The sequence below is a fragment of the Saprospira grandis genome, from assembly GCF_027594745.1.
Taxonomy (GTDB): Bacteria; Bacteroidota; Bacteroidia; order Chitinophagales; family Saprospiraceae; genus Saprospira; species Saprospira grandis.
Genome location: NZ_CP110854.1, coordinates 3,533,831 through 3,556,896, shown reverse-complemented (window position 1 = coordinate 3,556,896; position 23,066 = coordinate 3,533,831). Strand labels below are relative to the sequence as shown.

The 23,066-nt window shown below is 46.5% G+C and carries 14 protein-coding genes; 2 read left to right on the top strand and 12 right to left on the bottom strand.

The window, feature by feature from the left end; genetic code table 11:
• Window positions 1-100 precede the first annotated feature (100 nt).
• Window positions 101-1,729, bottom strand: a complete 1,629-nt coding sequence (pruA, locus tag OP864_RS14025; protein ID WP_015693840.1) for an L-glutamate gamma-semialdehyde dehydrogenase — start codon at window positions 1,727-1,729, stop codon at window positions 101-103.
• A 246-nt stretch (window positions 1,730-1,975) separates the two neighbouring features.
• Between pruA and OP864_RS14020 the strand changes: the two genes are divergently transcribed.
• The gene (locus OP864_RS14020; protein WP_041329737.1) at window positions 1,976-2,797 is read left to right on the top strand and encodes a mechanosensitive ion channel family protein; all 822 of its coding nucleotides are present in this window, start codon (window positions 1,976-1,978) and stop codon (window positions 2,795-2,797) included.
• A 576-nt stretch (window positions 2,798-3,373) separates the two neighbouring features.
• Here OP864_RS14020 and OP864_RS14015 read toward each other — a convergent pair.
• From OP864_RS14015 to OP864_RS13965, 11 genes are all read right to left on the bottom strand, one after another.
• Window positions 3,374-3,814, bottom strand: a complete 441-nt coding sequence (locus OP864_RS14015) for a hypothetical protein (protein WP_015693836.1) — start codon at window positions 3,812-3,814, stop codon at window positions 3,374-3,376.
• 280 nt (window positions 3,815-4,094) lie between these two features.
• Window positions 4,095-4,526, bottom strand: a complete 432-nt coding sequence (locus tag OP864_RS14010) for a hypothetical protein (protein WP_270098779.1) — start codon at window positions 4,524-4,526, stop codon at window positions 4,095-4,097.
• Window positions 4,527-4,554: 28 nt separating this feature from the next.
• A complete protein-coding gene (locus OP864_RS14005; protein ID WP_270098778.1) occupies window positions 4,555-4,986 on the bottom strand; it encodes a hypothetical protein in 432 nt (143 codons plus the stop codon).
• A 45-nt stretch (window positions 4,987-5,031) separates the two neighbouring features.
• Window positions 5,032-5,508 carry a hypothetical protein gene (locus OP864_RS14000; protein ID WP_270098777.1) on the bottom strand — a complete coding sequence of 159 codons (477 nt, stop codon included), beginning with the start codon at window positions 5,506-5,508 and terminating at the stop codon, window positions 5,032-5,034.
• Window positions 5,509-5,510: 2 nt separating this feature from the next.
• Entirely contained in the window at window positions 5,511-6,026 is a 516-nt protein-coding gene (locus tag OP864_RS13995) for a hypothetical protein (protein ID WP_270098776.1), read from the bottom strand.
• Window positions 5,972-6,496, bottom strand: a complete 525-nt coding sequence (locus OP864_RS13990) for a hypothetical protein (protein WP_270098775.1) — start codon at window positions 6,494-6,496, stop codon at window positions 5,972-5,974. The genes OP864_RS13995 and OP864_RS13990 overlap by 55 nt, the downstream gene beginning before the upstream one ends.
• 649 nt (window positions 6,497-7,145) lie before the next feature.
• A complete protein-coding gene (locus tag OP864_RS13985) occupies window positions 7,146-7,928 on the bottom strand; it encodes a hypothetical protein (RefSeq protein WP_270098774.1) in 783 nt (260 codons plus the stop codon).
• Entirely contained in the window at window positions 7,864-8,418 is a 555-nt protein-coding gene (locus OP864_RS13980; RefSeq protein WP_270098773.1) for a hypothetical protein, read from the bottom strand. The genes OP864_RS13985 and OP864_RS13980 overlap by 65 nt, the downstream gene beginning before the upstream one ends.
• A 45-nt stretch (window positions 8,419-8,463) precedes the next feature.
• Entirely contained in the window at window positions 8,464-8,718 is a 255-nt protein-coding gene (locus tag OP864_RS13975; RefSeq protein ID WP_270098772.1) for a hypothetical protein, read from the bottom strand.
• 82 nt (window positions 8,719-8,800) lie between these two features.
• Window positions 8,801-9,736 carry a hypothetical protein gene (locus OP864_RS13970; protein WP_270098771.1) on the bottom strand — a complete coding sequence of 312 codons (936 nt, stop codon included), beginning with the start codon at window positions 9,734-9,736 and terminating at the stop codon, window positions 8,801-8,803.
• A gap of 57 nt (window positions 9,737-9,793) precedes the next feature.
• Window positions 9,794-10,261 carry a hypothetical protein gene (locus OP864_RS13965; protein ID WP_270098770.1) on the bottom strand — a complete coding sequence of 156 codons (468 nt, stop codon included), beginning with the start codon at window positions 10,259-10,261 and terminating at the stop codon, window positions 9,794-9,796.
• A 1,850-nt stretch (window positions 10,262-12,111) separates the two neighbouring features.
• Here OP864_RS13965 and OP864_RS13960 point away from each other — a divergent pair.
• Window positions 12,112-22,629 (top strand): T9SS type B sorting domain-containing protein, encoded by a 10,518-nt coding sequence (locus tag OP864_RS13960; protein WP_270098769.1) that lies wholly within the window; start codon window positions 12,112-12,114, stop codon window positions 22,627-22,629.
• The last annotated feature ends 437 nt before the right edge of the window (window positions 22,630-23,066 follow it).

Here is a 23,066-nt window from a genome sequence, read left to right as displayed (position 1 = left end):
GCGCTAAAAAGTGACAACAGCAAATGCCCCTTTTAGCTACAAAAAAGGCCCACTACAAAGCGTTGTAGTGGGCCATAATTTATTTTGCTAAGCCTTTAGCCTACTCTTCCAAGAAAGGATAACGGTAGTCTGTAGGAGAAACAAAGGTCTCCTTAATCGTACGTGGAGAAACCCAACGCAACAAGTTGAGGTAAGAACCCGCCTTGTCATTGGTTCCCGATGCACGACCACCACCAAAGGGCTGCTGACCAACAACGGCTCCAGTTGGCTTGTCATTTACATAAAAATTACCCGCTGTGTGACGAAGCTTTTCAATCAATTCGTTAATCACCAAACGGTCTGTAGCAAAGATAGCCCCCGTCAAAGCATAAGGAGAAGCGGTATCCAAGGCCTCAATAGTGGCATCCAATTCCTCATCTTCATAGACAAAGATGGTCATTACTGGACCAAAAAGCTCTTCTTTCATGGTCACATAATGAGGATCTTTAACCACAATTACGGTAGGCTCAATAAAGTAGCCCTCTTCCTTAGAATGATTGCCCCCAGCAATGATTTCTGCGCCCTCATCTTTTTTGGCTTGCTCAATATAAGCCGTGATTTTATCATAGGCCCGCTCATCAATTACGGCATTGACAAAGTTACTGAAATCTTCTACAGTCCCCATTTTTACAGTCTTCAGATCAGCAACTAGCTTCTCTTCTACTGCAGGCCACAAGCTCTGCGGAATATACGCTCTCGATGCTGCCGAACACTTCTGCCCCTGATACTCAAATGCACCACGCAAAAGGGCCGTAGCCACCTGATCCGCTTTGGCATCTTTATAGGCCAAAACATAATCCTTTCCGCCTGTCTCCCCAACAATACGAGGATAAGAACGATAGTTGTGAATATTCTCCCCAATGGTCTTCCACATATACTGAAAGGTCTTGGTGCTGCCCGTAAAGTGCAAGCCAGAGAGCTCCGGATGCTTAAAGCATACCTCTCCCGCTACAGGACCATCTGCAAAGACCATATTGACCACCCCAGCAGGCAAGCCCGCCTCCATAAAGAGGTCCATAATCACTTTGGCCGAGTAAATCTGCGTATCAGAAGGTTTCCAAACCACTACATTCCCCATCTGAGCAGGAGCTGCACATAAGTTGGCACAAATAGAGGTAAAGTTAAAGGGCGTTACCGCAAAGACAAAGCCCTCTAAAGGACGATGCTCCAAACGGTTCCAAATCCCTGCCGCCGAATTGGGCTGGTCGCTATATACCTGCTCCAAATAAGCCGCATTAAAACGGAAAAAGTCTACCATCTCGCAGGCTGCATCAATCTCCGCCTGAAAAACATTCTTCGATTGCGCCAACATCGTAGCCGCATTCATCCGATCCCGATAAGGCCCCGCCAACAATTCTGCCGCACGAAGAAATACCGCCGCCCGCTCTTGCCAGGGCGTGTTCTCCCAGCTACTTCTTGCCGCCAAAGCCGCATCAATAGCCATATTTACCTCTTTGGCCCCTCCCTTATGGTAGTGCCCCAATGTATGTTTAAGCTCATGCGGAGGATGAATGCTCACCAAATTGCCGGTGCGCACCTCTTTTCCCCCTATAATCATAGGAATTTCTAATTCCTGCCCCTTCAATCTCGCCAGTTCGGCTTTGAGTGATGCCCGCTCCGGACTGCCCTTGCGATAGGCTTTTACTGGCTCATTCTTAGGTGTCGGAATCTTGAAAAAAGCATTGGCCATATTAGCTGTGTTTTTATATAAGAACAAAGCAAGCTCTGTTCAACATGTAAGCAATGCGGCTAAAATAGAGAATCAGCTCTGGCTTACAAAAAAAGCCCGTCTAAAAGTTTTTTTAAGCTTTTCTGTGACCTACGGCAAAGATGCCCCTCTCTATTTTGCCTTTTGGGAAAGTTACTCCAATTTATTATTTTATCTTGCAACCAATTACACCATTTACTAACCCTTTTATTCTTAATTTTAAATTCCATGATGAATATTGAAGAAATTATCAAACTAGTTACCGAACTAGCAATTACCTATAGCCCAAAGATTTTTGGAGCTGCAGTAATCGCCTTTGTAGGCTTCTGGATTATCGGTAAGGCCACCAAGATGTTGGCCAAAATGCTAGAGAAACAAAAGATCGACGACTCCCTACGCCCTTTTCTCGTCTCGCTTACCAATATGACCCTCAAGGTGCTTTTGGTCCTCAGTATCTTTAATGTACTAGGCATCCAGATGACCTCTTTTATCGCTATCCTCGGTGCAGCTGGACTTGCCGTAGGTATGGCCCTATCGGGTACCCTGCAAAACTTTGCAGGTGGGGTAATTATCCTCATCATCAAACCCTTTAAGGTCGGAGACGTTATCCAAGCCCAAGGCTTTACCGGTGTGGTCAAAGAGATCCAAATCTTTAACACAATCCTCAAAACACCTGACAATCAGACAATTATCATCCCCAATGGCGGCCTCTCTAATGCCTCTATGACCAACTTCTCTACAGAACCTTACCGCCGCGTAGACCTTACCGTAGGCGTAGGCTATGGAGATAGCACCCAAAAAACTAGAGCCGTCCTCAACGATATTATCGCCCAAGATAAGCGCATCCTCCAAGAGCCCGCTCCCCCCTTTATCGCCCTAGCCGAACTAGCCGATAGCTCGATCAATTTCACGGTTCGCCTTTGGGTCAAATCTTCTGATTACTGGGGCGTAACCTTTGATATGAATGAAAAGATCTACAATCGCTTTAATGAAGAGGGCCTCAATATCCCTTACCCTCAAATGGATGTGCATATCCACAAAAATGATTAAGGCCATAAGACTTTCCTAACTACACTAACTATCTGGTCCGAGACTGCTGTCTTGGACCTTCTTTTTTTGGGGCCTGCCGCCAAAGGCGGCCGGGCCCTTTCAGGGCTCGCAGGTCTGCTCGGCCCTGCGGGCTTCGCCCTTGGTCTGCCGCTGCGCGGCCACCCTTACAGGCCCCTAGGCCTGCGGCCCTTCGGGCCTGTAGGATGGATATATATGTACCTGTAGGTTGAAACCTACAGCAACAAAAGTAGCCAAACTAAGCGTAAAAAAATGAGCCGAAGGTTAAAACCATCGGCCCATAATGAGTTGTAATAAACAGCAAACAAGGGCTTTAGCCCGCCAGTTTGCTCAGACCCACAACCATGGGCTTCAGCCCATGGGCGCAAAACTGCCCAGCCGCCAAAGAAGAAAGACAGCTGAGCGGCCTAGCGATGGTAGGCAGTGCGGCAAAGCCGCAGACCAAGCAAAAACTTGTTTTTTGCGCAGGGCCGAGCGAGCAGCGAGCTGCCGAACGTAGCGCCCGCCGAAGGCGGGAGGCCCCAGAAAATCATAAAATTCGTCAAATATAGAGGGCTTTTAGTTCTCCTTTTCTTTATTTAAAGCATTTAATATCAGAGATCTAAAAAGAAATATTGTAAATAAAACCATTGGCGCAAAACTAGTTGCCAAAACGTTAATCCAAAACCTTCTCAAATAAATAAAATCGCCCAATATTGGCACATAAGGCGATTTATTCACAGTAGATACGTACATTAAAACTTCATCTCCTGGCTGAAGTGGTGGACAATCCTCTCCTAAATCATTCTTTGTATAAATAAATGGATCATTATCTATCGAAAAACTTAGTTGCAAACTGTCTAACTCCTTTAAAACCACAACTCCATATACTTCCTCACCTAAGTAATAAGAATAAATTGGAGAAAAAGATGGCTTCATGAATAGTGACACAAATAAAATAAAGGCAAAAACCAATATAGTCATTAAGAGCAACTTTAACCAAATTGAAAAAATTTGCATAGGTTTTTTTTTGAGTACTTGTAAGACAAGAGTATGATATTAAGTCCGTTATAGCTCCTCCCTTCTAAGAAAAAGCTAAAGTACTAAATTCCCCCAGCTAGAAGGAGCGAAGCGACTGGCCACAACAAGGCTGGAAGCCGCAGTTCGACGACCAACGGGAGTAACCGATGTGCAGCAGTGGCCGCAGGGCCGAGCGACCCGACCAACGGGAGCCGACGCAGCGAAGCAAGTAACAGCGAGCTGCCGAAGGTAGCGCCCGCCGAAGGCGGGAGGCCCCATATTAGATTAAGAAGTTAGAGTATATCGATTTAGGATTATTTAACCACTCTAAAAACAGTTTTTCATCTGCTGTAGCCAATGGAAATCCTTCTAGCGACTGATATAATATCTCATCCCAATGTGCTATAAATGAACTTGTGGATATTTTCAAGATAGGCTTACCATATCTCAATTGTAAAAATACCTCCTCATATTCAGACAAAGGCGATTTTTTCAAACGAGCAGTAATATCGTCTACATCTAGTATATCCCATTTAAGGTTGTAGGCTGTCTCAAAAGTATCCCAAGCGATATTTCCTAGATAAGAAGTAGCCCGATAATTTTTAATTTGAGCTAAATGGAAATATTCAATTATTCCCTTTCCTCTAGCCTCCTCCACTAAGCTAAAATCAGCAGCAAAGGGCGCTAATAATGGATGTTCTAGATCTTTCATATTTAATTTAATTCCCTAATCGTTTTGCCTAGCTGCTCCGTACTAAATCAAACTTTTCCCTTAATTTAAGCAAGAAGTTTTCGTCTTTTGATGTAATCTCCCAGAAAGATGAATCGATCAACTCAATACAATATTGACATGATTTTTTCATTTCAGAATCACTTTCGTATCTCTTCAATTTATTTCTGTCCATATCGGCTATCAGCAAAATCTCTATAATTTGTGTGCATGCTTCTCCTAATTCAATAAGGTTTTGCGATGAAGTGAACTGCCCATTTTTAGATTCATTAACCTTCTTTTCAAAATCCAGCATAGGGAAATCTTCATCTTTGGCCATGGCTTCCAGCCACAAAATAGACCATTTATACTTCTCAGGAGTATCTATATTAGATAATATATCTAATAACTCAATTTCTAAAACAGTTGAGTTTAAGCTTGTAATTTTGATTGTGTTTTGCATTAGGTTATCGTTTTAATAGGTCAGATTGAGGATTTTAGGCCCCAACTACTCCAAATCAAGCTCAACAAAAGTACGTTCTTTTTCAGAAAACCCTATTCGCCTCAAATACCTCCAGTCTTTGGCGCTAAAATCTTGTTGAGTTAGGCCAAAATAAGTTTCCAATGCCTTTATTTCTAATATAATAGGCTGATCTCTTTCCAAAACTTTAAAGAAAGCGATTCCCTGATTTTTCTTAAATCCTGCTACTTTCAAAAAGAGATCTCGTTTTTTGTCATAGGCTACATAATGAGGAGCTGCAGCGTCTTGCAATTGAATGCGAAACAACAAAACAGAGGGAAATTTAGGGCCCCTCAAGCACTGCATATTAGCAGCATCTAATGCCGCAATGCCATCTGCATAAGAGGCATAAGCAGTAGAGCCCAAGCAAAGTAATTTGGCCTTAAAGTACGTATTAGACAAGCTATCCTGAGCCAATAAAGCGGCTGGCCACAAAAAGAAAAAGTAAATCACAAATCTCCACACAACTAATATACTTTTATTTCTTTTTCCATCTCCTCCGCACAATTTACCCTCCGACTCTGCTTTCTTGGAAAATGCCCCGAAAAATCTCTACGAATCGCTTTCTCGCCCCAAAATAAACGCCGCACTCGAACTCGCCTTCTAAAGGCTGAATATTCTCGCTGATCAAATCCTGCTATTCGATAAAATTGCCGCCGCCGCTCTTCATACACTAAGTAAAAAACACAGGAATTATAACTATCCGCTGCTTGCTTCGAACTGATTTTAATCAAATAAAAGCCCTTTAATTTCTTCGCCTTATAAATCTCTGCAGGCTGCTGCTGCAACAACGCTAAAAGACTATCTTTTGGAAGCTGACGATATGCAGAAACCGTTAATAATTTAGCTTGCATCAACAAACTATCTACCCCCTGCCCTTTTGCCCAAAAAGGCAAAACGAAAAAAGTAAGTAGTGCTAAAACTCGCATTAAAGCCTGCTGTGAAAATCTCCAGCTAAATACAACCATTTTAATGCCTTGCAATCTTCTATATTTTTTGTTTCTAAATCTTCTATTTTAAATACTCCACGACGATCCGAATAATATAAAATCCTACTCAATTCACAAGCATTCTCCTGACTATCGTGGTAATGATATTGTTTTTGCATAATGAGGTATATGAGCTCCCCAGTATCTCCTAATTCATAAGTAGTGAGCAGCTTTGAGCTCAGGAAACCAGCCCTCATATTTAAGTAAGCTTGGCCTGAAGTTACATAAAACATTTTCTGCTCAGGATTGACTAAAGAGGCCAAATCAACCTTATGCAACTCATTAAATGTTGAGTTGTAAAATAAGGCAGAAAGCGTGTCATTTCGACTAGCAGTCATTAAAAGTCCAGACTTAATATTGCTTAACTTTAAATCCGACAACTGTTCCGAAAAAGTTTTAGTGCTTAAATCTTGAGCATTAAGGTTTATGGCTAATAATAGTAGCCCAACAACAGTTCTAAACATCCATCTATTTTATAGTATTCTGAATTTCCCAGAGCGCCCCCTTTTCCCCCTAGATGATAAACTCTCCCCCTTTGGCGCCTGCTTATCCTCAAAAAATAATGCGACAAGACTCCTTCTCAAAAAGAGCCTATATATTTTTTTTTTGGGGCCTGCCGCCAAAGGCGGCCGGGCCCTTGCAGGGCTCGCAGGTCTGCTCGGCCCTGCGCCGCTTTCAGCGGCTCGGTCTGGCCTGCGGCCACCCTTTCAGGCCCCTAGGCCAAGTCGCTTCGCTCCTTTGCGGCGGCTTCGCCGCCTGTAGGATGGATATATATGTACCTGTAGGTTGAAACCTACAGCAACAAAAGTAGCCAAACTAAGCGTAAAAAAATGAGCCGAAGGTTAAAACCATCGGCCCATAATGAGTTGTAATAAACAGCAAACAAGGGCTTTAGCCCGCCAGTTTGCTCAGACCCACAACCATGGGCTTCAGCCCATGGCCCAAAACTGCCCAACCGCAAAAGAAGAAAGCCCAAAGAAAAAAGACAGATGAGCGGCCTAGCGATGTGCAGGGGTGGCCGAAGGCCAGACCAAGGCGGCAAAGCCGCCGCAGGGCCGAGCGAGCAGCGAGCCCCGAAACGTAGCGCCCGCCGAAGGCGGGAGGCCCAAAAAACTAGTTCATATTCCAATCCATATCACAGATACTTTCATCTGATAAAATCAACTCTAATTTTTCGAGATCTGGCTTCATTAGAATACTAAACTTAATCTCTTGTTCCTCCCCATTTTTGTCCATACAGCTACTCTTCCTGAGCCCCTCAAATACCACATCTAAATACCCATCGCCATTAACATCCTCATTTTTAAAGGCTAAGCTATCATTTAGATAACGCTGGCAGTAGCTATCTGGGGTCCGTATAAAAACAGGTATACTACAATGTCTAAGGGAGGACCATTTGAGTTTAGGCATCCCAGAAATAGCATCAAAGCCAAATATAGTATAGTAGGCTCTTTTGCCTCCTTGGTCTATGCCGCTAAATACATAAGTATCTGATGAGGTATTAAGTTTAAGCAGAAAATATTTCTCTAGAGGGATATAAAAGAGCGTATTTAGCCGCTTAGACCGTAGACAATAATACTTGCTCGCTGCTATGCGAGGCCTTCCTTCTTGCTTCAGATTCAACTCATAGAGCTCAACAGCTCCCATATTGGCCAGATCAAACGCTCTTAAAAAGCGACTATCTGCTTCCACTTCAGAGATTCCATTTTCAATTTCTATGCGATCTAAAATAGCTGCTATAGAAATATTGTTGGCCTCCTCTACCATATAGATAATCAGATTTTCTTCTGAAATAGAGCGGTAGGAAAAAGCTTTTTCGCTTGCCTTTTCATCAGGCTGTCTCGACTGACAAGCCAGGCTGCAGACGAAAACAACAAATAGCCAATATCCTCTCATCAGCTTCTTTGTTTTTAATTACTTGTTCTACAGTATAATTAGATAGTTCTTCATAGCTTATAAACAGAGAAGACTTAGCTACATCTTCAAAAACAACCTCTATCCCTGTTTTATATAAGTCGATACAATTACCTTCCCTTAACGTTCTTCCTTCCCTCAAATCCTCCTCACAGAAACCGTCAATTCTATCTTGATGAATTAACTCTCCATCCTCATTAAGGATAATTTTTCTCAAAAGAAAACATTGCTCTCCGCCAACTGCCCTAAAGGTCCAGCTAACATAAACCGCATTATCTGCTATTTGCTTAAATTTTACATCTTTAAGCAAAGGCGGTAGTATAAGTGTATCAAAGACGAGCAACTCTCCCTGAACACAATTTTTAAAAAATAAAATTGTATCTCCTTGGCCTTTTACCTCCATCTTATCACATTGACTGTGAGCTAAAACGGAACAAAAAAACATTAGCAACAAACTTATACTAGTCTTCATTTTTATTGTTTTTTGGCTGGGCTGAGCTTTTTACAACAAGAGCATCTATTCTACAGTCCTTATCCGCAGATGGGTAACTACAAAAAATAAAACGGCAAGTAGAATCAATAAATCCAAAAATTGATTTAAAAAGTCTAATTGCAACAGTGACATTATTAGAAAACCCAATGCATCTATTCTTTCTATTTCTATGCCCCAAAATACGACTTTGGGCGTACTTCTAGCTCGACCTCGCTTAAGGTAAAGGATATTCCCTGCAAGTAAAATAAGTAAGGTAACTATTTCTATAAATAGAATCATACTCGCTGCTTTTGATTAAATAGACCTAAAAACAGTTCAACTTAGGCCACTACTAGCATTTTATAATGGCTGCGACTTAAAATCACTGCAGACCTGGATAGTCAATAAAAATCCGTTCTCCCTTTTCCAAATACTCCCATTTACCAACTCTTAACGCCCATTTTTCTTTTTGACAAGCATAAGTAGTATGATAGTTTATTGATTCTTTAGGATTCCAATAAAATTTATTTTTAGGCTCTGGAATTCCTAAATCAAATTTTATGTCTTCAGCTAAATCTAGTATCCTATAGTTTGGTGCAGGATAGCTTTTTGACGATATACAAAACTGTCCTTTTATGTATCCATCTTGGTTTTCTTCCCCAAATTCGAAGTATAAAGTATCAGCTTGCAAGAAACCTTGAAAAGCAAATGTATCCACTTTTAAATTAAAGCTATCTCCCTCCACAATTTGTAGATGATATTTAGGCCATTTAAATTTTACCGGTAGTCCTAATAATGCTGTTTTTTCTAACTTTCCGACTAAGTTAATATAATGCTCATCCTTTGCAAGTGAATCTGCCGATACCTCAGTGCTATGATAGTAACCCAAAGATCTTTCTCCATCACGACTATAGTACCAATGCCCTATACGCAATGGAATTCTTTCGATAATCCAGCTATTGCTTCGCTCTCCAGTCTTATTTTTTTGAGGTTTTAGTACATATTCAGTAGGAATCTGAAACTGCCCCTTGATATAATAACTAGCTAAAGAGTCACCCAATTCAAAGTGGATTTTAGATCCAGACCTTTGTCCTTTGAATAGAAGACTATCTACTACGAACCTAAAGCTATCTTCTTCATTTATCTCAAAAGAATAACAATTCTCTATATCTGGGAACCCATATACCCCCCATTTTCCGTCACCAGACGGAAAATAGAACTGCTCCACTGGCTCTGCTGTTGCCTCTCTTTTCTCTAACCTCAACAATTGACATGAATTAAAAATAAAAACTCCTGCCAACAAGTAAACAAACTTCATAACATATTTTTTAGCCCCTAAATATCAGCTGCCTTCAGCCGCTGCAGTACCTAATAGTTATTTTGCAAAAACGAGAAGAATACTTTTGGTTGTTGTGATATTCATAGATGGAGGGCTTGGTTCTGTTGCATAATAATTAACAGCCAAACAAGTCCTTATAACTTTTGCTTTTTTCCGCGTTCGTCTCAATAAGCGCCTTAACTTTTTAGGGCTAAGTCTTAGACCATGAACTTGCACAGAATCTACTTCTGTTAAGGACTTATTTAAAAAAACTTTTAACCTAATTCCCTCCTTTAAGTCTTCACTCAACTCCTTTTTAACTTTTTTATCGCACTTAAGAAGATGGCCTAATTCAAGGATAAAAACAGCCCTATTCTCAAACCCAAACATCTCTGCATGTTCAGGTCTTTTCTTGTAATTTTCGATAAAACAACTATCTTCTTGAGCATATAAACTACTCGCTGCCAAGATAAATATAATTATTATAGCATAATACATAAACATTGATTTCATATCTAAATCCATAGTTCCAACTTCTATTTTCTCAAAATAGCTGTGCAGTATCAGTAAATATCTTTATTCTTTTTTTGGGGCCTGCCGCCTGCGGCGGCCGGGCCCTTTCAGGGCTCGCAGGTCTGCTCGGCCCTGCGGGCTTCGCCCTTGGTCTGCCGCTGCGCGGCCACCCTTTCAGGCCCCTAGGCCAAGTCGCTTCGCTCCTTTGCGGCGGCTTCGCCGCCTGTAGGATGGATATATATGTACCTGTAGGTTGAAACCTACAGCAACAAAAGTAGCCAAACTAAGCGTAAAAAAATGAGCCGAAGGTTAAAACCATCGGCCCATAATGAGTTGTAATAAACAGCAAACAAGGGCTTTAGCCCGCCAGTTTGCATAGCCCCACAACCATGGGCTTCAGCCCATGGGGCCAAAACCGCCCAGCTGCTAAAAAACGCTTTCTTTACCTCTCCTTTTTCACCCCCCAAGAAAAAGTTGAGGGACTAATAAACTAGGGCGATGGGGTTGCACAAGCCCAAAATAGGGCTCCTCTAAGGTAGAGCTTAGGTCTAAGAACCCTAAAGTAGCACTTCTCTACCGCATTTTTTAGCTTAGAAAATGGAAGAGGCCACTTATTTAGCTCAAGCTATCGGTCTAGCACCCCAAATTAGGACGCTCCTACTGCTTGATAGACGTCTGAAACTGCATTGTATAGGTCCAAAAACCCCAGAGGGGACGTCCCGAACTCCATGAGATACGTCCTCCAACCCCAGAGGGGACGTTCCGAACTCCATGAGGGACGTCCCCCAACCCCATAAGGGACGTCCCGAACTCCATGAGGTACGTCCTCCAACCCCATAAGGGACGTTCCGAACTCCATGAGGTACGTCCTCCAACCCCATAAGGGACGTCCCGAACTCCATGAGGTACGTCCCCTAACCCCATTGGGTACCTTCCTATACCCCAAAATAGACGTCCTAGGACGTCTATTTTGGGGTCCTACAACCTATATTATGTAGTTCCACAACCTATACCGTACAGTTCCCTAACGTATATCATGCACTTAGCCAACGTATATTATACACTTCTACAACCTATATCATGGAGTTCAGGACGACTCTTATGCAGTAGAGGAACCTATAACGAACAGTTTAGTAACTGTATTCAATGACTTTGACAACCTATATCGTAGAGTTCAGGGCAACTAAGAAGGAGTTTTACCAATCATTGCCTAGAGATAAGCCCCTAGGCAGAGTCTGTTTAAAATTTTGTGTCTGCTCTTTCCTGCGCCTAGGGACAAGCCCCTAGGCTAGCTTTTTCAGACAGCCCTCTGCGAGGGCCTTTGGATATGGCCCTTCTCTGCAAAAACAGATGAGCAAGGCCAGCTATATGAGCAGTTGAGACCCTTTAGGGCTGACTCCATTGGATTAGCCTAGGGGCTTGTCCCTAGGCGATGAATAACGGGCGGCGAAGCCGCCATGGCCGAAGGCCAAACGGCAAAGGCCAAATGAAAGCCCTGCCACTTCTATCCTTTGCTTTAATTTCCTGCTATTCTGCGTTATTTTTCTCAGCCATAGCTACAGCTATGCCTTTAAAAAATGCCTGGACTAGCCTCAAATTTTTATCAAAGGATGGCCGAAGCGCAGGACTTCCATTTGGCCTAGCGATGTGCAGCAGTGGCCGCAGGCCAGACCAAGGCCGTCAGGCCGCAGGGCCGAGCGAACAGCGAGCTGCGCAACGTAGCGCCGACGAGCGAAGGGAGGCGGAGGCCCCAAAAAAACAGGGTCCTTGGCAACAAGGAGGCAGGAAACAAACGTTTAGTGAAGAACTGCTAAGGATTTCTTATTTTTAGCCTTCAATTTTGTTGGACAAAAAACAGCTATATGCGACATATCTATCTATTTGGCCTTCTGTTCCTCTGCAGCTGGAGCTTGCAGGCCCAAGTTCGTCTAGAAGTGATCATCAACTCCGGAACGGCTGGGACCAGTTGTACAGATGGGATTTTTGGTGGTAGTCCAGACCCCCAATGGCGCGTCAATGTAGAAAGCCAAGGGTGGACGACCTACCCTCAATCTGGGGCTTGCTTTACCGACGCCCCCAACACCCAATACGATGAAGAATTTATTTGTGCAACAGACTATCCGGCCAATATCCAGCTCTGTTTTAGAGCCTTTGAGGATGATGGGGCGGCCTGTGTGGTGGACCAAACTTGTCTGGCCCAGATTTGTCAGAACTTTGCTACCCCAGCGCCAGGTAGCTCCCTCAATTATACCCTAAGCATTCCAAACTGTTGTGGGAATAGCAGTTGGGGGCAGGTAGATTTTACGATTCGGGCAACGGGAAGCTTTGTAAATGCGGGCCAAGCCTATGACCAAATTTGTAATGCCATCAATCTGGGGACCCTCAATAGCAATAGCTCTATTGGAGACAATGGACTGAGCAACTACGGGAACTTCTGTGCAACAAATACCTTAGAACCTAGTCCCTGGGGCAATGCCAATGAACAAGGCGTTTGGTTTCAGTTTACCACCGGCCCCAACCCCAGTGCTAGTCTCCGCTTTGAGGCCATCTCGGATCCCCAAAACCTAGGGGATGGCATCGACCTGCAATTGGCCCTTTATGAAAGTTCTAATGGCAGTTGTAATGGCGCCCTTAGCCTAGTGGCCGAAGACTATCAGGGGGCAGGTGCCCTCTATGATGAAGAAATGAGCGTAGAATGTCTACAACCCAATACCACCTACTTCCTTTTGGTAGATGGCGAAGATAGCGGCATCCCCTTTACCGATGGCGGCCAAGGCTACTTTGGCCTAGAAATCTTTGACCTTGGCGTACAGCAATCAGCCGATAGCATTTGTGCGGCCACTCATCTGGGGCCTGTTCCTACTGGGGGGCAAGTACAAACCAATGCCCTCAGCCAGTCAAACCTCTGTGCAGGCAATGCCAACGAGCCCGTTCCGGGCAACTGGAGCAATGAGCAGGGCGTTTGGTTCTCCTTTGAAGCCCCTGCCTCTGGGCATGTTATTATTGAGGCCAATAGTGACCAACCCGCCCCTTTTGGGACCGATGCGGTAGACCTTCAGCTCGCCCTTTATAGCAGCTCGACCAACAACTGTACAGGAAGCCTCAGCGAAATAGATAGCGATTATGATCCAACTGGCTTTGGAGAAGAACTAGATGTACGCTGCCTAGAAGCTGGCCGCATCTACTATATCATGGTGGATGGCTCTACCTTAAATGTAGATGGTATCTTTGACCTAGAAGTACGAGATGGCGGGATTCCGCCTGCGCCCAATGATGAAATTTGTAATACCATTGCCCTGGGTGCCCCTGCTCCTGGCGGCACCGTTGGACTTACCGATCAGAACAACTACTGTGCAGACAACCTCTTTGAGCCCATCCCCAACAACTGGGGAAATGACCGTGGGGTTTGGTACACCTTTGTTGCCCCGCCTTCGGGTAAAGTAGAGATTCGGGCAGAAAACCAAAGCTTTTTTGGCTCTGACCAAATTGATCTACAACTAGTAGTTTATGATGCGGCCAACCAAAGTTGCAACGATCCCTTGACCGAAATACAGAGTGAGCATGATGGAATTGGAGTGGTCTGGGATGAAAATATGGAAGTAGAATGCCTTACTCCAGGCAGAACCTACTTTTTGATGGTAGATGGAGAGGGGGCCCTTTTTGACCCCGACCTTCAAGAAGGCATCTTTGACCTAGAGGTTTATGGCGATCCTCGTGATCCTCCTGCAACAAATGACGATCCTTGTAATGCCATCTATTTGGGTGATCCAACGGGAGGACAAATTGGAACAAGTCCCGGCCCACAACATGGTAGCCAAAACAACTTCTGTGCAACAGGAGCTGGAGAGCCCAACCCAGGGGCATTCAACCCCAATCAGACCGTTTGGTATACCTTTACGGCCCCTGCTAGTGGTAATGTAGAAATAGAACTCAGCTCAGACGATCCCCTTAATGGCGTAGACCCTATTGATCTGCAAGTAGCCGTTTGGGAGGCGGCCAGTTGTACGGGCAGTTGGCGAGAAATGAACAGCGGCGACGACCTAGTTGTCTTTGATTTGGACCTAGAGGTCTATTGCTTAAACCCAGGGCAAATCTATTATGTGCAAGTCAATGGGGCAGATTTGGCCATCTTGGACCCAGAAGAAGGCTATTTTGATATTACCATTACAGAAATACCGCCTATTCCCGTAGCGCCCAACAACCTCATCTGTAATGCCATTCCCTTAGGAGATCCCTTTACGAACGGGCCACAAAGCATCACGAACCAGCACAACCTTTGTGCTGATGCCATTGGCGACCCCAATCCAGATGACTTTGATGCGGATCAAACCGTATGGTACAGCTTTAGCACCCCGGCCACAGGAGGACCTTATGCGGTAGACATTTCGGCCACCACCTTTACCCCTTTTAGCTCTCAAGATGCCATTGATATTCAGCTAGCCGTTTTTGAATCCTCTAATAACAGCTGTACGGGTATCCTCACTGAGGTAGAAAGTGATTATGACCCCGGCTTCTTTGATGAAGACATGGACGTACAATGTCTAGACGCAGGCAAGACCTACTTCATCATGGTGGATGGTTCCTTTCTAGATGTACAGGGTTACTTTGATTTGACGATTAGTCAGGCGCCCTCCGTACCCATTCCAACCAACGACCTCATTTGTAATGCAGAAGCCTTGGGGGCCGTACCTATTGGGGGCAGCATCAATAACAACATCAACTACGCTAACTTCTGTGCAGAAACAGAGCCCGGAGAGCCCTCTCCTTTTAATATTGAGCAGACAGTTTGGTTTAGCTTTCAGGCGCCTGCACATGTGGGGGCCAGTACCTCTTCGGAGGTCAGCATTCGCCTAGAGTCTGATCCCAACAATCAAGGCAATGGAGTAGACTTACAACTAGCCGTTTACCGTTCTTCTAATGGCAGTTGTACGGGCAACCTACAACTTTTGGAAGAGGGGGTAGACAATCCCACCCTTAGCTTTGATGCGGAAGTCAATTTAACTTGTTTGCTCCCGGGAGAGACCTATTGGGTCCAAGTAGATGGCTCTTTGATTGATGTAGAAGGCTATTTTACCATAGAAATTATAGATGATGGCGCGGGGAGCTTTCCCGCCAATGATAACATCTGTAATGCCACGCCTTTGGGGGCGGTACCCAATGGGGGCAGCATCAACAATAACGTCAGTTACAATAACTACTGTGCTACGCTAGAGCCCAATGAGCCTAACCCTTCGGCCTTTGCTGCCGATGAAACCGTCTGGTTTAGCTTTGAGGCCCCAACTTCTGGGAACATCAGCATCAGCTTAGAATCAGACCCCGCTAGTTTGGGCGACAACCCCAACTTACAGCTGGCGCTCTGGTATAGTCCGGGCGGAACCTGTGCTGGACCTTGGCTAGAAATGGGCAGTGATTACGATCCCCTGCTCAATGATGAATCAATGAGCATTACCTGCTTGGTTCCGGGGGCCACCTACTATCTACAAGTAGATGGACAAGAGGATTACTTTGGGGTAGAAGAAGGCTACTTTACTATAGAAATTGAAGATGATGGAGGAAGCACAACCTTCCCCTATAATAATAATATCTGCGATGCCTATGACTTTGGTCTCCCCACGGGCAACTTTGCCACTTTAGGCAATGAGACCAATGAATGTGCAAATGTAGAATTGGGCGAGCCTGGCTTGGGCGGCTATGCCGAGCATACCGTCTGGTATCAGTTTACAGCCCCTCCTTCGGGCCGGGTAGAAGTTGAGGTAGAAAGTAATGACCCTATCTTTGGCATTGACCCCGAGGTCTATATCTTTGGCTCTTCAACGAATAGTTGTACAGGCCAGCTCAGCTTAAGCGATGGATCGAACCTACCCACTGCTATTATCACCGAAAATGTCGAGGCGACCTGCTTGACCCCTGGCAATATCTATTTCATCCAAGTCGATGGAGAAGGTCTCAATCGAGAAGGAGAATTTAGCATTCGAGTTCGAGATATGGAGCCCCTCTTTGGTACAGGGCAACCCAATGACCCCGAGCCCGTCAATAACTACTGCCAAAATGCGATTAGTATTCCCGTTCAATCGGAATCTTGCACCAATGGTACCGGCAGCTGGAATAGCTACAACTATGGCGTTCCTACCGCTAGCCAACCAACTAGCTGTGGCCAAAACTGTGGAGAAACTTGGTACAGCTTTACTATGCCCAGTAGTGGAGTGGCTTTGGTAGAAGGAAATGATGATGGCATTAGCTCCTCCTCTCCTATTGGCGACTTCTCGGACCTTGTGGTGGTGGCCTATACTGGCGGCTGCGGCAATCTCCAACAAGTTGCCTGCGGTAGCGGTGGCCTTAGCGGAGATGTCGGCTTTGAGATTGCGGCCCCTCCGGGTAGCCAAATTCTCCTCCAAGTCTTTAATGATGGCGGAGATGACGATAATGAAAACTTTGAGCTTTGTGTATCAGAAGGCTGTGGGGCCGACAACTGCCTCAACGCTATAGCCTACCCCATTCAACCCAATGTTCCCTACTGCTTTAACACGGCTTCTGCCACTGGAGAAGGGGTTGCAGGCGGCGCTCCTGGCTATTTTGAATGTGGAGAAGGCGATGATCCAGAGCACTCCCTCTACTACTACTTTGTATCCGACTGTAATGGAAGTGCAGTAACCTTAAGTATTATCAATGCCACCTCTAGTGGAAACTGTATCGGGGGCACCGTTCCTGGGGATGGCTTTAATATCTCTTTCTTTCAGGATAGCAGCCCTTGTGATAACAACCCCGATGTGCTGGTAGATTGCCAGAGCTTTAATAGCTGTATGACCCAGCCCATCAACTGGTCCTTTACTTATAACAACCTACAGCCCAACACCCCTTATATTGTCCAAATCGATGGGGGCTTTAACTTCCTTGGTGGAAGTAATAATGGGACCTTCATGATTCAGACGACCACTAGCCCTGTGCCCATGCCAACCTCTACCCCTTCGGGTTGTGGCAGCAATAATGGTACGGCCACGGCAACTACGGTGGGGGGAACCCCTCCCTTCAGTTTCCAATGGTCCAATGGTGCAGTAGACTCTATCATTACCAACCTGAGTCCAGGCTGGTATACTGTTACGGTCACTTCTTCTGGACCTGGAGGTTGCTCGGCTATTGATAGTGTTTTTGTAGATAGCACTAATGCCTTAGGGCTTCAGCTGGCCTCTCAAAGAGATGAAAGCTGCTTGGGAAGCTGCGATGGCTCTGCCACGGTTTTGCCACTTTCTGGTTTGGCGATTAACTACAACTACTTATGGGATGCTGCTGCAGGCAGTCAAACGACAGCCACGGCCACAGGCCTTTGCGCAGGGAGCTATAGCGTTACCGTAAGTAGTAACAATGGCTGTCAGGATAGCATGACGGTCCAAATTGGCAGCCCCAACCCTGTACAAGCTAGCTTGGTCAATGGAAGCCTGCCACAATGCCCTGGCCTTTGCGATGGCTCTGCAGCCATCACGGCTACTGGCGGCAGCATTTCTACCGACTACTACTACCAATGGTCTCATGGAGATAGTACCTCTTTGGTCACTAATCTTTGTGCAGGCAATTATAGCGTGACTATTAGCGACCGTAATGGTTGTTATGATACCCTACAGCTAAATATTCCCGTACCGCCTAGTCCTATACAAATCAGTTTACTGGCTAGTCAGGACCTCAGTTGTGCAGGAGATAGCTCTGGCAGCTTTAGCTTAACGGCTGCAGGGGGACAAGCGCCCTATACCTACATTATGGCTGGAGATAGCAACCAAACGGGACAGTTCTCGGCCTTAGCCGCAGGCAACTATTTGGTCCAGGTGATTGATGATGTAGGCTGTACAGATACAATTTCGGTCAGTATTCAAGAACCAACGCCCTTAAGCGCTGGCATTAGTATCGACCAAGATTATAATGGTAGTCCCATTTCTTGCTTTGGAGCCGCTGATGCTGCCCTTAGTGCAACAGCAACAGGAGGAACGGCCAACTATAGCTACAACTGGAGCACAGGAGCAAGCAGCAATAGCCTGAACGGATTGGCAGCAGGGAATTATAGCCTTACGGTTAGCGACCAGAATGGCTGCCAAGACAGTAGTAGCATTAGTCTACAAGCACCTGACTCTATTCAGTTGAATATAGATACCCTTAGCTTCTATAATGGCTATACAGTATCTTGTGCCTCAGCTACAGACGGCCAACTAGAAGCCATTTATAGTGGCGGATGGGGCAGCCTTCAGGGCCAATGGAGCAACGGCAGTAGCCAAGCCCTACAAAATAGCCTAGCTGCGGGTAATTATTGCTTTAGCGTGACGGATATCAATGGCTGTCAGGCGAGTAGTTGTGTTTTACTCACAGCCCCCGACACCCTACTACTAGATAGTGTACAACAACAAAATATCATCTGTGCAGGTCAACAGAATGGGGAGTTGAGCGTCTTTATGCAAGGTGGTTTGCCTCCCTATAGCTACCTTTGGTCCAATGGTCAAAGGAGCAGCAATATTAGTAATTTGGCGGCAGGAAACTACCAACTTACCGTAACCGATGCCAACGGCTGTAATTGGCTAGGCAGTTGGACAATTACAGAGCCCACGCCCTTGGTCCTACAACTAGATGCCGATTCTGTGCGATGTAATGGCGGAGCAGACGGAAGTATCTCTGCCCTACTAAGTGGAGGCATTGCGCCTTATAGCTACCTTTGGTCCAATGGACAGAGCAGTAGCAGTATCAACAACCTAGCAGCAGGCCCCTACCAGCTTACGGTCACCGATGCCAATGGCTGTAGTATTGTTGCTTCGGCCCTTGTACAAGAGCCCGCCAATGCCGTTATTGCCAATGTATTGAGCAGCCAAAACCCAAGCTGCAATCAAGGAACAGATGGTTGGATTGATGCCGATGCCCAAGGGGGAACCCCCAACTATAGCTTCCTTTGGTCTACAGGAGATACAACAGAGGATCTCCAGCAACTGGCGGCAGGGAACTATAGCCTTACCGCTACCGATGCTCGAGGTTGTCAGGCCACAACAAGCATACAACTGATGGCCCCCTCGGCTATACAGCCCAGTATTAGTGTGTATAGTAATTATCATGGGGCCAGCATTAGCTGTGCAGGCGCTAGTGATGGAGCCCTTACGGCCCAAGTACAGGGCGGAACCGCCCCTTACCTCATCAGTTGGTCTACTGGGGAAAATACGGCCCTAATTCAGAATCTCTCTGCGGGCTGGTATACGGTCAGCTTTAGTGATGCCAATGGCTGTACCGCTGTTGATAGTATAGAACTTAGCGCCCCCTTGCCCCTTGCAGCCCAGCAAACAGTTAGTGCCGCTAGCTGTGCCAATAGCTGCGATGGACAGATTGTCTATCAAGCAGTAGCTGGCACGGGAACCCTAGGCCAAAATGGCTATGAATACCGCCTTTTGGGCCCCGGCCAAAACGGTCAGCTCTTTGGTCCCAACAACAACTGGAGCAACCTCTGCGCAGGCTGGTATGTTGTTCAGTTGCGAGATGGCAACGGTTGCCAAATTCAAGATAGCATAGAGATTACGGCGCCCGCTCCCCTACAACTACAGCTTAGCCAAAATGATCCTAGTTGCTTTAATGGCAACGATGGAAGCCTAACAGCTTTAGCCACAGGAGGAACAGCCCCCTACACTTACCTTTGGTCCGATGGACAAACAACAGCTACGGCCACTAACTTATCCGCAGGGAGTTATAGCCTAAGCCTAACGGATGCCAATGGCTGTATTTTGGTCCAAACAACTAGCTTGCATAGCCCTTCTCCCCTAGCCATCAACTTCCAAGTAGATTCGGCCAGTTGTGCGGGCAGTAGCGATGGGGCCATTTTAGCGATTGCAACTGGAGGAACAGCCCCCTATAGCTACCTTTGGTCCAATGGCCAAATGGGCCGACAAGCCCGAGGCTTGACCGCAGGGAACTACCAATTGACAATTAGCGATGCCCAAGGCTGCCAGTTTACCGCAAGTACTACCGTAGAAGAGCCTAGCCCCTTGCAAATTCAATTGCAAAGCAGCACCCCCAACTGTCAGGGACAAAACTCTGGAACGGCCACAGTGGTCGCTACTGGAGGAACAGCCCCCTACACTTACCTTTGGTCCGATGGACAAACGACAGCTACTGCGACTAACCTTGCCGCAGGCAGCTATCAATTGATTGTGACGGATGCTAAGGGTTGTCAGCAAAATGCTAGCGTTCAATTGAGCCAACCCACAGGCTTAGGCCTGGCCATTAACCAACTGCAGGCGCCTAGCTGCCATAATGCAGCCGATGGGGAACTAGAAGCCGTAGTAGTTGGCGGAACAGCCCCCTATCAATATAACTGGTCCAATGGTAGCAGTACCGCCAATGCCAATAACTTGGCGGCGGGCTGGTATAGCCTGACAGTTAGCGATGCTGGCGGCTGTCAACTGGTCGATAGTTTTGAACTTTTGGCTCCCGCCGCCCTACAGCTCAGCTTAAGTAGCCAAGCAGCGGGCTGTCTGCAGGGACAAGATGGAGAAGCTACCGCTAGTGTACAAGGCGGAACCCTTCCCTACAGCTTCCTTTGGTCCAATGGGGCTCAAACGCAGCAAGTAACGGGCTTGGCGGCAGGAAACTACCAACTTACGGTCACCGATGCCAATGGTTGTAGCATTCAGGGCCAAGTGGTTGTTGATGAGCCAGCTAGCGGCTTAGTAGGCTATATCAATGTACAGGATGCGCTCTGCCAAAATGGAGCATCGGGCCAGCTCACGGCGATTATTAGTGGGGGTACGCCCTTGGCCAATGGCGACTACAATTATAGTTGGTCCAATGGCGGAAATACCGCTATTCTCTCTAACCTTAGCGCTGGAAACTATAGCCTTACGGCTAGCGATGCCAATGGTTGTACCCTGAGCCTAAGCGCCCAAGTTGGCGAGCCTACAGGCATACAACTGACCTTAGTGAGTAGCCAAGATCCTCGCTGTGCAGGCGAGCTAACTGGTCAAGCCCAACTACAGGCTAGCGGCGGAACTTCGCCCTTGAGCTATCAGTGGTCGGATGGACAAACTGCTCCCACGGCCCAAAACCTAGGGGCAGGAAGCTATAGCGTGACCGTAACGGACAGAAACGGATGTACGGCTGATTTATCGGTCCAAATTACAGATCCCGCTCCACTACAGCTAAATATGCAATTGAATATGCCCGCCTGTGCCGGAGGCGATGATGGCAGCATTAGCTATCAATCTTCTTCGGTTCCTGTAAATGCCTTCCTTTGGTCCAATGGCCAAGTGGGCGAGCCTTTGACGGGCTTGGCAGCGGGTATTTACAATTTGACGGTGGTGGATCAAAATGGCTGTAGTGCTGACTTTCAGTATGTTTTGGGTGGACCGCCTGCTTTGGGCTTGACCCTCAAGCCGCAAAGCAATATTCGCTGTGCAGGAGAGCTAAGCGCTAGTGTAGAAGCCTTGGCGAGCTCGGGCACTGCGCCCTATAGCTATCTTTGGTCCAATGGCGATACCCAATCTTTGGCCCAAAACCTAGGGGCGGCCTGGTATGCCGTGACCGCCACCGACGCCAATGGTTGTCAGCAAACAGACAGCATTCAGTTTGTCGATCCCGCTCCGCTGGAGCTATCTGCAGAGGTTGATTCTGTGCGCTGTTTGGGCGAAAGCAATGGAAGTATTTTGGCCCTGGCTCAGGGTGGCTCTACTGCATTGGGCGGCTATAGTTATAGTTTAGATAGTCTAAACTGGCAGGCTTCGCCTTTCTTCCCGAACTTGGCGGCGGCTGATTATACGATTTACCTAAGAGATGCCAACGATTGTGTGGCCGATACTTTGGTGGAGGTAGAAGCGGGCTTGCCCTTCTTCTTGCAGCAATTTGGTCCAAATGATACGACCTTGGCCTATGGCGATAGCTTATTGCTTTATGCCTTGCTCAATGATAGTTTGGGGGTTAGTTTCAGTTGGAGCGAAAGCCTGAGCAATCAATTATTGAGCGATAGCAGTTATCAGTTATGGGTGCAGCCTTTTGATCGGGCGATTTATGAATTTGTGGCCCAAAATGAAAGAGGTTGTCGCTTAGACAGCAGCATTACGGTCTTTATTGACAAGGAGCGGATTGCGGCGGCCCCCAATACCTTTACGCCAAATAATGATGGGGCCAATGATCGCTTCTTTATTCAGGGCGATGAGCGCCTGCAGCTGGTCAAACTCTTTAGGGTTTATGACCGTTGGGGCGAGTTGGTCTTTGAGGGCCAAAACCTAGCGCCCAATGATCCACAGGCGGGTTGGGATGGCCAATTTAAGGGCCGCCCGATGAACTCTGGGGTCTATGCTTGGTATGCCGAACTAGAGTTTATAGATGGCCATATTTTGGTCTTAAAGGGCAGCATTCAGCTCTTGCGATAAATTTGAAAAGGGACTTTCCATTAGGGAAGTCCTTTTTTTGGGGGCCTCCCGCCTGCGGCGGGCGCTACGTTCGGCAGCTCGCTACTCGCTCGGCCCTGCGGCCTAACGGCCTTGGTCTGCGGCTGCGCCGCACTGCCTACCATCGCTAGGCCTGCGGCCCTTCGGGCCTGTAGGGCGCCAAAACATCTAGGCGGAATTGCTGGGCGGCCCTTGGGCCGCTGCTCGCCCGCAGGGTTTTACATTCGGCCTAGGGGCCTGAAGGGGTGGCCGCAGGCCAGACCGAGGCGCGCAGCGCCGAAGGGCCGAGCAGACCTGCGAGCCCCGCAAGGGCCCGGCCGCCAAAGGCGGCAGGCCCCTAAAAAATAGCTACTTACTTATTTTGACTCCTTATAAATTTACTTTAATAGATTAAAAATTATATTTTTGCGCCAAAGCAA

What these genes read in the sequence shown, in the direction of transcription:
- OP864_RS13965 (WP_270098770.1), bottom strand. Translation starts at nt 10,261, where the DNA reads ATGGATTTAGATATGAAATCAATGTTTATGTATTATGCTATAATAATT.
- OP864_RS14005 (WP_270098778.1), bottom strand. Translation starts at nt 4,986, where the DNA reads ATGCAAAACACAATCAAAATTACAAGCTTAAACTCAACTGTTTTAGAA.
- OP864_RS13990 (WP_270098775.1), bottom strand. Translation starts at nt 6,496, where the DNA reads ATGTTTAGAACTGTTGTTGGGCTACTATTATTAGCCATAAACCTTAAT.
- OP864_RS13970 (WP_270098771.1), bottom strand. Translation starts at nt 9,736, where the DNA reads ATGAAGTTTGTTTACTTGTTGGCAGGAGTTTTTATTTTTAATTCATGT.
- pruA (WP_015693840.1), bottom strand. Translation starts at nt 1,729, where the DNA reads ATGGCCAATGCTTTTTTCAAGATTCCGACACCTAAGAATGAGCCAGTA.
- OP864_RS13960 (WP_270098769.1), top strand. Translation starts at nt 12,112, where the DNA reads ATGCGACATATCTATCTATTTGGCCTTCTGTTCCTCTGCAGCTGGAGC.
- OP864_RS13980 (WP_270098773.1), bottom strand. Translation starts at nt 8,418, where the DNA reads ATGAAGACTAGTATAAGTTTGTTGCTAATGTTTTTTTGTTCCGTTTTA.
- OP864_RS14015 (WP_015693836.1), bottom strand. Translation starts at nt 3,814, where the DNA reads ATGCAAATTTTTTCAATTTGGTTAAAGTTGCTCTTAATGACTATATTG.
- OP864_RS14010 (WP_270098779.1), bottom strand. Translation starts at nt 4,526, where the DNA reads ATGAAAGATCTAGAACATCCATTATTAGCGCCCTTTGCTGCTGATTTT.
- OP864_RS13975 (WP_270098772.1), bottom strand. Translation starts at nt 8,718, where the DNA reads ATGATTCTATTTATAGAAATAGTTACCTTACTTATTTTACTTGCAGGG.
- OP864_RS13985 (WP_270098774.1), bottom strand. Translation starts at nt 7,928, where the DNA reads ATGAGAGGATATTGGCTATTTGTTGTTTTCGTCTGCAGCCTGGCTTGT.
- OP864_RS14020 (WP_041329737.1), top strand. Translation starts at nt 1,976, where the DNA reads ATGATGAATATTGAAGAAATTATCAAACTAGTTACCGAACTAGCAATT.